The sequence below is a fragment of the Mycobacterium sp. genome, from assembly GCF_035623875.1.
Lineage (GTDB): Bacteria > Actinomycetota > Actinomycetes > Mycobacteriales > Mycobacteriaceae > Mycobacterium.
In genome coordinates, this window is record NZ_DASPSP010000095.1 from 26,877 (window position 1) to 36,690 (window position 9,814).

Sequence of the window (9,814 nt, forward strand, 5' to 3'; positions counted from 1 at the left end):
CGGCCGATACGGTCACCGGGTGGCCAAGGCGCGTTCGCAGTATCGCTGTTCGGAATGCCACCACGTCACCGCCAAGTGGGTGGGACGCTGTCTGGAGTGCGGCACCTGGGGTTCTGTCGACGAGGTGGCCGTGCTCAGCGCTGTCCGAAGCGCTACCCGCCGCTCGGTAGCGCCGTCCTCGGCTGCGGTTCCGATCAGTTCTATCGAGCCGCGCGGCACCCGGCATTGTCCTACCGGTATCGACGAACTCGACCGTGTGCTGGGCGGCGGCGTGGTGCCCGGCTCGATCACCCTGCTCGCGGGCGATCCGGGGGTGGGCAAGTCGACGCTGCTGCTCAAGGTCGCCCATCAATGGGCGACGTCCGGGCGCCGCGCGCTGTACGTCTCCGGCGAGGAATCGCGCGGTCAGATCCGGATGCGCGCCGACCGGACCGGCTGCAGCCATCACGAGCTATACCTGGCGGCGGAGTCCGATCTGCAAGCAGTGCTCAGCCATATCGAGGTGGTGGCGCCCACGCTTGTCGTCGTCGATTCGGTGCAGACCATGTCCAGCACTGACGCCGACGGCGTCGCCGGCGGTGTCACGCAGGTGCGCGCGGTGACCACGGCGCTGACCGCCGCAGCGAAGACCACCGGTGTGCCGCTGATCCTCGTCGGCCATGTCACCAAGGACGGGGCCATCGCCGGGCCCCGGTCGCTTGAACACCTGGTCGATGTTGTGCTGCATTTCGAAGGCGACCGCAACTCATTGCTGCGCATGGTCCGCGGCGTGAAGAACCGATTCGGCCCGGCCGATGAAGTCGGCTGTTTTCTCTTGCAGGACAATGGGATTGAGGGTGTCGCTGATCCGTCCGGGCTTTTTCTGGATCAGCGCCCGCAGCCCGTTGCGGGTACTGCCATCACAGTGACTCTCGACGGCAAACGCCCCCTGATCGGCGAAGTCCAGGCGCTGCTGGCAACACCCTCGAGTAGCTCACCGCGACGCGCCGTGAGCGGGATCGACCATGCCCGGGCGGCGATGATCGCGGCGGTACTGGAAAAACACGCATGCCTCAAGGTCGCGGTCAATGACGTCTACCTGTCCACCGTGGGTGGTATGCGGCTGACCGATCCGTCATCGGACCTGGCGGTCGCGATCGCGTTGGCTTCGGCGTACGTGAACCTGCCGTTGCCCGCCACCGCGGTGATGATCGGTGAAGTCGGTTTGGCGGGGGATCTGCGGCGGGTCAGCGGCATAGAGCGCCGGCTGGCCGAAGCCGCTCGGCAAGGGTTCACGACGGCGCTGATCCCGCCGGGCTGTGATGCGGTGCCGACGGGTTTGCAAGCATTGGAGGCGGCCACCATCGTCGCAGCGCTAGAGCACATGCTCGACATCGCCGAACACCGCGGCACCGCACCAACGCCACCGCATCGGCTGGATGTAGTGCAGAATGACGCCTGATGACTGTTGGCAAAGTAACCCCAATCGGTGCCGCGCCGCCGCCGCGGCCCACCCTGCGTGAGGCCGTCGCGCGGTTGGCACCGGGGACCGCGCTGCGCGACGGCCTGGAACGCATCCTGCGCGGCCGGACCGGTGCCCTGATCGTCCTCGGTTACGACGACAGCGTGGAGACGATCTGCGACGGCGGCTTCTCGCTCGACGTGCGCTATGCACCGACCAGATTGCGGGAGCTGTGCAAGATGGACGGTGCGGTGGTGCTGTCGACCGACGGCAGCCGGATCCTGCGGGCCAACGTGCAGCTGGTGCCTGACCCGTCGATTCCCACCGACGAGTCCGGTACCCGGCACCGCTCGGCCGAGCGGGCCGCCATCCATACCGGCTACCCGGTAATCTCGGTCAGCCATTCGATGAGCATCGTGACCGTCTACCTCGGCGGCGAACGCCACGTGCTCGCCGACTCGGCCACCATCCTGTCGCGGGCCAACCAGGCCATCGCCACGCTGGAGCGGTACAAGACGCGGCTCGACGAGGTCAGCGGACAACTGTCGCGGGCCGAGATCGAAGACTTTGTCACCCTGCGCGATGTGATGACGGTCGTGCAGCGGCTTGAGCTGGTCCGCCGGATCGGTCTGGTCATCGACTACGACGCCGTCGAGCTGGGCACCGATGGACGTCAGCTGCGGCTTCAGCTGGAGGAGTTGCTCGGCGGCAACGACACCGCACGCGAGCTTATCGTGCGCGACTACCACGCCAACCCCGAACCGTTGTCCAAGGCGGAGGTCGGGGCAATCCTCGACGAGCTGGATGACCTGTCCGACACCGAGCTGCTCGACTTCACCACGCTGGCAAAGGTTTTCGGGTATCCACCAACGACGGAAGCCCAGGACTCGGCGATGAGCTCACGCGGCTATCGCGCGATGGCCAGTATCCCCCGGCTGCAGTTCGCGCACGCCGACCGGCTGGTCCGGGAGTTCGGGTCGCTGCAAGGTCTGCTGGCGGCCAGTGCCAGCGATCTGGAGGCGGTCGAGGGCATCGGCGCAATCTGGGCGCGGCAGGTGCGCGAGGGGCTTTCGCATCTGGCCGAGTCGACGATCGCAGACCAGCTCGGGTAGGAAGACTCGAGTTCGGTTAGCCGCCGGGGCCGGGCGGCGGACCAGGCGGTGGCCCCACGGGCGCCGGGCCGGGTGGTCCGGGCACCGGCGGAGGCACGGCGCCCGGTGGTGGCGGCGGCGCCAAGATGAATGGGACCGCGGCCGAGCGCAGATTTCCCAGCTGCACAACAAGGTTGTAGGTACCGGGTCCGATCGGCTGCCGTGGCAGCGGACAATGCGGCGCCGACCCCATGCCGGTCCAGGTCACCGCAGTGGTCACCTGCTCGCCCGGCGCGAACGTCTTGACCAATGTCTCGTTGGACGGCGCACAATCCAGGTTGGACCACAACCGCTTGTTGTCCAGCGAATAGACGTAAGCCGCCAGTACAGCCGCGCCCACGTCACGCTTGCAGGCCACCAGACCGATATTGGTCACGACCATGGTGAACTTCGGCTGGTCACCGATGACGAACTGGGGCGCGTTGGTGAGGCCCAGCACGGCCAGCGTGGAGTCCGGGCAGTCGTCACCTTCCTTGAGCACCGGCGGCGGCTGCACGGCTGCCGTCGGCGTCTCGGCCGGCTGTTCTGTGTTCTGCACCGCCGGCGGCACCACCGGAGACTTCACCTCCGGGGCCGCTCCAGGCGCGGCCCCGGGTTTCTGCGCGGCCGCATTGCCAGACTTGCCACCTGTGGTGTTGGCGCCGGCGCTGCTGCTCAGAACGGCAACGATGATCGCGATCACGATGCCAATCGCGACGACCGCAATGCCCAACGCCAATCCTCGGCGTCGCCAGTAGATCTCCGGCGGCAGCGGGCCCCGCGGTTCCAGATCCAGCACGTTCACACGGTAAGCCCAGGTCACGTCGACAGGTCCGACCGAACTCGGCGTGTCGCCCAGTTAGCTGAGGTCGGCGATCGTTATGCGGCCTAGGGCTCGTCTCCGACGTCGCCGATCGCATCGCGCAGCACTACTCGCCCGTCCGCGAGGTGGTAGGTCGCGCCCACAATCGCCAACGTTCCCGCGTTCACCGCTTCGGCGATCGCGGTCGACCTGGCCCGCAGCTGCGCGGCGGTCTCGGCCACATGGCGCGCCTCGAACTCGTCGGGGCGGGTCAAGCCCTCGCGGCGGCCCAGCAGGATCGACGGCGTCACCCGCTCGACCACATCGCGCACATAACCACCCGGCAGCGCACCGTCGTCGAGCGCAGCCAGCGTCGCCTTTACCGCACCGCAGCTATCGTGCCCTAGGACCACGATCAGCGGCACGCCGAGCACGGTCACCGCAAACTCGATCGAGCCCAACACCGCGGAGTCGATGACATGCCCGGCCGTCCGGACCACGAACATGTCGCCCAGGCCCTGATCGAAGATGATCTCGGCGGCCACCCGGCTGTCCCCACAGCCGAACACCGCGGCGGTTGGCTTCTGGCCGCTCGCCAGGCTGGCTCGGTGCTCGACGCTCTGGCTCGGGTGCTCCGGCTGGCCGGCGACAAACCGCTCGTTACCCTCTTTGAGTGCTTTCCACGCGGTTATCGGGTTGGTATTCGGCATGCCGAATATTCTGCCGCAGGCGGCCATGAAGCTCTCACCAACGCCGAGTGAACTTCTCGACTGGTACGACCGGTGTCGACGCGACCTGCCGTGGCGAGATCCCGGTGTCACCGCATGGCAGATCCTGGTCAGCGAGTTCATGTTGCAGCAGACTCCGGTGTCGCGGGTGCTGCCGATCTGGCGCGACTGGGTGGTGCGGTGGCCGACGGCATCGGCGACGGCGGCGGCCAGTGCGGCAGACGTCGTGCGCGCCTGGGGCAAGTTGGGCTATCCGCGGCGGGCCAAACGCCTGCACGGGTGTGCGACCGTAATCGCCCGCGACCACGGTGACGTGGTTCCCGACGACGTCGACGTCCTGCTGACGCTGCCCGGGGTGGGCAGCTACACCGCCCGCGCGGTGGCGTGCTTCGCCTACCGTCAGCCGGTGCCGGTGGTGGACACCAATGTCCGCCGGGTGGTAGCCCGCGCTGTGCATGGCCGAGCCGACGCTGCCGCGGCATCGACGGTCCGCGATTACGCCGACGTGTCCGCGCTGCTTCCCGACGATGATTCAGCGCATCTGTTTTCGGCTGCGCTGATGGAACTCGGCGCCATCGTCTGCACCGCGCGCACGCCGCGATGTGGGCTATGCCCACTAACTGGGTGCCGTTGGCGGCAGGCCGGCTACCCTCCCGCGCAGGGTCCGGCGCGTCGCCCGCAGAGCTATGCCGGAACAGATCGCCAGGTTCGCGGCCGCCTGTTGGATGTCCTGCGCGACAGTGAGTTCCCAGTCACTCGTGCCGATCTCGACGTCGCTTGGCTGACGGATATCGAGCAGCGCGAACGAGCGCTGAACTCATTGCTTGCCGACGGCCTGGTGACACAGACGACCGACGGTCGGTTCGCGTTGGCCGGGGACGTGGGCTGACGAGGGCTAAGTCGAAGCCAAAAACGATTCGACCGCCTGCCGATAGAGCTGCGGCGCCTCGTCGTGAACCAAATGGCCTGCTCTGGGCACATGCAAATACTCTGCCCGGTAACCATTTTCGCTCATCAAGCGCATCTGGCCCGCCGGAGCGACCGAATTTCCGGCCTCGATCAGCAGGACGGGCGATCGCACCGCCTGCCATTGCGCCCAGTAGTCCCGGGTGCCCCATTCGGCTGCGATCTCGATCCACCGCGAGGTGTGACCGTGCAGCCGCCAACCAGTCGCGGTCCGGTCGAACGCCTCTAGGAAGTATTGGCCTGCTATCGGCCCGAATTCGGCGAATACCTTTTCGGCAGAGTCGAATTCGACAGGCAGATTATGCAGCCACGGCTCCCACGGGCCGGTGGTGCGTCCCCGGAAGTCCGGTGCCATATCTTCGACCACCAGCGCCGAGACGAGGTCGGGACGCTCGGCGGCCAAGCACCAGGAATGCAGGGCGCCCATGGAATGCCCGACCAACCGCGCCGGCGCGCCGATCGCGGCCACCGCGTCACCGAGGTCGGCCACGAAGCGTTCCGTGCTGATCGGGTAGGGATCGTCCACCTCACGACCGCGGTGCCAAGGCGCGTCGTAGGTGTAGACAGCGCCCAGCCGGGTCAGCCAGGGCAGCTGACGCGACCAGGTGCTGCCACGGCCCATCAGGCCGTGCACCAACACCACCGGCTCGCCTCGTCCACCGCGGCGCATCAGCAGGTCGGTGGGCATGCACCTATCTTGCCCGGTTTGATTGTCCGGGTCCCCTCGTCGCGTGCCACGGTGAAGAGACCGGCGGAGGATGACCTGCTCATCGTGCGCCATCCCGCGCCAGCGGGTGGTCTTGCTCGGAGCCTCCGCCCCGCTCTTCCTTTCGATGCAGCCATAAGAAATCCTCGATTCCCGCTGCGCGCAGCGCGATCCGCTCCCACACGGGCCACGCTTGCAACACCGCGGATCCGGAAATGATCTCCGGGTGCTCCAGCTCGTATGTCTGCCCTTTCCAGGCGAGCGTGCACGTCTCCGCCGCCAGCACGTTACGGCACCAGTCGGTGCCGCTGCCGTATGCCAGCGACAATACGAAACCGTCGCCGTAGGCCCACGCACCAAGCGGCGTCTCATAAGTCCGTCCGCTGCGGCGCCCGACATGGGTGAGGATCGCGGTGGCCGAACGCTTAGTTCCCGCACGCTTGAGCCTGATGCCGTTATATGACCGAAGAAATCGCATCATCGTGTTGCTCTGTCTGGCGCGATCCATGTTGTGTCTGGCCAGTCTCGGCAAGGAGAACAGAGCCGCAGCGGCACCACCAAGAGCCAGCAGGATCACGAGCATCCGGCGAAGCCGTCGCGCACCAATTTGCGTGTCAGCGCGCATGAATGACCTCCTGCTCGCACTCATACGCTCCCGAGCGGAACCTAAACTTCATTTAAGTGAGGGACTTCCGCTTCCATCCGACATATAGGGCCACGAGAGCCACAATCAGCGTACCGGCGATGAACGAAAACGTATTCTTGGCACTATCGGTGGGATATAAGCCCGTCAGTGCCAGTAGGATTCGTCCGACGATGTCGATGCCGAGCAAGGTGAGAGCCACGGTGGCCGCCCACTTCTTCATGGTCAGCATGAGGACACCAGATGCCAAGTACGACAGACCAATTGCGGCGGCGGCAACAGTGAACAGCGCGGCACTGGATGTAGTAATCCCGAGAAAAGTGTGCGAAAACCCCGTGACGAACTCGGCCAATCCGGCCGAGATGGTAAATCCTGCAACGAAGATAAGATCCCAGGAGCGACCGAAGGACACTGTTTGGTGATGCCGGCTTTGGGTCATGATCGCGCCAGCCTCCTCCTGCTCAGATAGGGCAGTACTGGCAACAAGGCATACAAGATGAGCCCTGCCGCGATGTGGGGCGGGTTGATGTATTCGCGGATTGCGTCGAATCGGCCATCGCGCACATGAAAGACCAAGCAGTAGCCGTCGGCCGTCAGTCGCAGCCCGAGCCCTCGAACAATGAGCTTGTGCTTGTACTCCACGCACACATGCTCTCCGTCGGTGAACCAGTTCTTGATCTCAATGTGTGAGCGTTGGTCGTGTCGCCTGCTCCGGCCAGCCGCCACGGCCATAGATTCGATCGCGCGGCGGCCCGTCCACGTGTAGCCGATCGGCATGATGGTCCATGTCGCGTCGTCGGTCACGATGGACCCGACTCCCGCATAGTCGTCCTCCTTCACCATGCGGAAATAAGCCTCGATGAGTTGCTCATTCGCAGTCGATGTCATCGGGCGCACCTCCTAATGTGGCTGCGATTACGGGCGCCGGTAAGTTCTCCTCGTTCCGATACGGAACGATTCCGTATCGGAACGATACGGGATGGCTTCCATCGTGTCTACGAATCAGCGGAGACGCCGTGGGCGGGATGCACGTGCTGTGGGGCCGTCGGCCGGAGCAGTCACCAGCGGGTACACCACCTCCTCGAACAGATGGCGCACGAACTCGCGGTCTGGCGTCTCGCCGAGCAGGAACCGCAGCGAGCTCATCGCAATGACCACGTCGGGCACCAGGCTCAGATCCCGCCCCCGGGGAATCTCGCCACGCGCAGCCGCGCGTTCCAGCATCTGCGCCACCGCCTGCCGGGGCCGTTCCACGATCAAGCCGGACAGCAACGCGCTCAGTTCCGGATCCCGGCGGGCCGCAGTGACCAAACCGAACAGCACCGCCACCTGCCGTTGCTCAGCCTGGTCGAATTCGGGCAGGGCCTCGAGCAGCGCCGCAATGTCTCCGCGCAGGGAACCCGTATCCGGAACCGCCACCGGACCCAGCTGATCCCGCCAGGCAATCACAGCGTCGGCGACTAACGCGGCTTTTGATGGCCAGCGGCGGTACAACGCACCCTTGCCGGCATGCGCCCGCGCCGCGATCTCGTCCATGGTCAGCAGGTCATAGCCACGTTCAGCGAGCCCCTCCAATGCCGCCTGCAAAATCGCGGCATCGCGTGACGTATCCAACGGGCGCCCACCGCCAGACCGACGCTGCCGGATCCTATCGCCCGGCTTTTCGGTTCCCGACACAAAGCTCCTGTTACCCCGATGCAAGGTTGACTGTCAACGACGGTAGTCGGAACTCCCGCATCGTCGCCTGGGCGCCGATGGGCGCACGGTAGCCTAACGGCATGCCAGTGGTGAAGATCAACGCAATCGAGGTGCCTGCGGACGCCGGCCCCGAACTGGAGAAGCGGTTCGCTCATCGCGCGCACGCGGTCGAGAACTCGCCGGGCTTCCTTGGCTTTCAGCTGCTCCGCCCGGTCAAGGGCGAAGACCGGTACTTCGTGGTGACGCAGTGGGAGTCCGAAGAGGCATTCCAGGCATGGGCTACCGGTCCGGCTATCGAGGCCCACGCCGGCCACCGGGCCAACCCCGTGGCGACCGGCGCGTCGCTGCTGGAATTCGAGGTTGTGTTGGACGTTGCCGGATCCGGTCAGAAGGCGTAACCCGCGCCAGGTCCGGCACCGCGTCGCGGCACTGACGGCCGTCGCGCTGGTCGGCGCCCTGGCCTCGGGTTGCGCTCCGCCGCCGACTCCGTCCGCCAACGCAGCGGGCGCCGGCAGGCAGATCGATATGAGGACTCCGGCCGGTCTGCGCGCCCAGCAGACCCTGGACATGCTCAACTCGGACTGGCCCATCGGCCCGATCGGAGTTGCCACCCTCGCCACAGGCCACATGGTCAAGCCGGTCGAGGCCAGCATGGAAGCACTCTGGTGGGACCGGCCGTTCACGCTGAGCGGGGTCGACATCAAGGCCGGCGCAGCAACACTGCAACTGATCACGTCCTACGGTGGGCGCCAAGACATCCGGATACATGCCGGCGACGACACGTTGGTGGACGGATTCGACATCACCACGCAACCGCCGACGATTTCCTCGTGGCGTGACATCGATACCGTGTTGGGCAAGACCGACGCCCGCTACTCGTGGCAGGTCGCCAAGGTCAACGACGGGCAATGCGATCGGGTGGCCGGTACCAACACCGTGGAGTCGCTGCCGCTGGCGTCGATCTTCAAGTTGTATGTGCTCGACGCCGTGGCGGACGCGGTCAAGGCCGGAACGGTGTCCTGGGATGACCAGCTGACCGTCACCGAGAAGGGCAAGGCGGTCGGCTCGGGAATGGAATTGCCAGTGGGAGCACACATTTCGGTGCGGACTGCCGCCGAGAAGATGATCGCCACCAGCGACAACATGGCCACCGACATGCTGATCGGGAAGGTCGGTACGCAGGCCGTCGAGGCCGCGTTGGCTGAGACAGGCCATCACGACCCGGCCGCCATGACACCCTTCCCGACCATGTACGAGTTGTTCTCGGTTGCTTGGGGGCAGCCGGATCTGCGCGAGCAGTGGAAGCAGGCTACCCCGCAGGCTCGGGAGCAATTGCTACGGCAGGCTAATTCCCGTGTTTATCAACCGGATCCGATGCGCGCGCACGTTCCGGCTTCAGATTACGGCGCCGAATGGTATGGCAGCGCCGAGGACATCTGTCGGGTGCATGCGGCGCTGCAGGCCGGCGCGGTAGGTAAAGCCGCCCCCGTCAAGCAGATCTTGGCGGCCGCTCCGGGTATCAACCTGGATCGGCGGGAATGGCCGTACGTCGGCGCGAAAGCCGGTGGCCTGCCGGGCGACCTGACGTTCAGCTGGTATGCCGTCGACCGGACCGGACAGCCGTGGGTGGTGAGTTTCCAGCTGAACTGGCGACGCGATCACGGGCCCAGCGTGACCAGCTGGATGCTACAGATCGCCAA

12 protein-coding genes are annotated in these 9,814 nt (G+C 65.9%); 5 read left to right on the top strand and 7 right to left on the bottom strand.

The window, feature by feature from the left end; all coding sequences use genetic code 11:
* Positions 1 to 19 precede the first annotated feature (19 nt).
* Positions 20 to 1,441 carry a DNA repair protein RadA gene (radA, locus tag VEI45_RS07775; RefSeq protein WP_324851837.1) on the top strand — a complete coding sequence of 474 codons (1,422 nt, stop codon included), beginning with the start codon at positions 20 to 22 and terminating at the stop codon, positions 1,439 to 1,441.
* Entirely contained in the window at positions 1,441 to 2,553 is a 1,113-nt protein-coding gene (gene disA, locus VEI45_RS07780) for a DNA integrity scanning diadenylate cyclase DisA (RefSeq protein ID WP_324851839.1), read from the top strand. The genes radA and disA overlap by 1 nt, the downstream gene beginning before the upstream one ends.
* A 16-nt stretch (positions 2,554 to 2,569) precedes the next feature.
* Here disA and VEI45_RS07785 read toward each other — a convergent pair whose 3' ends face one another.
* Together VEI45_RS07785 and VEI45_RS07790 are read right to left on the bottom strand one after the other, a co-directional pair.
* Entirely contained in the window at positions 2,570 to 3,370 is an 801-nt protein-coding gene (locus VEI45_RS07785; RefSeq protein ID WP_324851841.1) for a hypothetical protein, read from the bottom strand.
* 89 nt (positions 3,371 to 3,459) lie between these two features.
* The gene (locus VEI45_RS07790; RefSeq protein WP_324851843.1) at positions 3,460 to 4,083 is read right to left on the bottom strand and encodes a carbonic anhydrase; all 624 of its coding nucleotides are present in this window, start codon (positions 4,081 to 4,083) and stop codon (positions 3,460 to 3,462) included.
* Between VEI45_RS07790 and VEI45_RS07795 the strand changes: the two genes are divergently transcribed.
* Positions 4,082 to 4,990, top strand: coding sequence for an A/G-specific adenine glycosylase (locus VEI45_RS07795; RefSeq protein WP_324851845.1), 909 nt, complete (start codon positions 4,082 to 4,084; stop codon positions 4,988 to 4,990). The genes VEI45_RS07790 and VEI45_RS07795 overlap by 2 nt on opposite strands.
* A 6-nt stretch (positions 4,991 to 4,996) precedes the next feature.
* Here VEI45_RS07795 and VEI45_RS07800 read toward each other — a convergent pair whose 3' ends face one another.
* The 5 genes from VEI45_RS07800 to VEI45_RS07820 all read right to left on the bottom strand — a co-directional run bounded on the left by VEI45_RS07800 (position 4,997) and on the right by VEI45_RS07820 (position 8,030).
* Complete coding sequence (locus tag VEI45_RS07800) at positions 4,997 to 5,755, bottom strand: alpha/beta hydrolase (RefSeq protein WP_324851847.1); 759 nt, start codon at positions 5,753 to 5,755, stop codon at positions 4,997 to 4,999.
* 79 nt (positions 5,756 to 5,834) lie between these two features.
* The gene (locus tag VEI45_RS07805; protein ID WP_324851849.1) at positions 5,835 to 6,398 is read right to left on the bottom strand and encodes a hypothetical protein; all 564 of its coding nucleotides are present in this window, start codon (positions 6,396 to 6,398) and stop codon (positions 5,835 to 5,837) included.
* Positions 6,399 to 6,450: 52 nt separating this feature from the next.
* Positions 6,451 to 6,855 (bottom strand): hypothetical protein, encoded by a 405-nt coding sequence (locus VEI45_RS07810; RefSeq protein ID WP_324851851.1) that lies wholly within the window; start codon positions 6,853 to 6,855, stop codon positions 6,451 to 6,453.
* Positions 6,852 to 7,304, bottom strand: coding sequence for a nuclear transport factor 2 family protein (locus VEI45_RS07815; RefSeq protein ID WP_324851853.1), 453 nt, complete (start codon positions 7,302 to 7,304; stop codon positions 6,852 to 6,854). Before VEI45_RS07815 ends, VEI45_RS07810 begins: the two co-directional genes overlap by 4 nt.
* Before the next feature lie 114 nt (positions 7,305 to 7,418).
* Positions 7,419 to 8,030: a TetR/AcrR family transcriptional regulator gene (locus VEI45_RS07820; RefSeq protein ID WP_324851855.1), complete on the bottom strand. Its 612-nt coding sequence runs from the start codon at positions 8,028 to 8,030 to the stop codon at positions 7,419 to 7,421.
* Positions 8,031 to 8,194: 164 nt separating this feature from the next.
* Between VEI45_RS07820 and mhuD the strand changes: the two genes are divergently transcribed.
* A complete protein-coding gene (gene mhuD / locus VEI45_RS07825; RefSeq protein ID WP_069394751.1) occupies positions 8,195 to 8,512 on the top strand; it encodes a mycobilin-forming heme oxygenase MhuD in 318 nt (105 codons plus the stop codon).
* Positions 8,487 to 9,814, top strand: a 1,328-nt coding sequence (locus VEI45_RS07830) for a serine hydrolase (RefSeq protein ID WP_414687427.1), incomplete at its 3' end; no start/stop codon positions are given. The genes mhuD and VEI45_RS07830, both read left to right, overlap by 26 nt.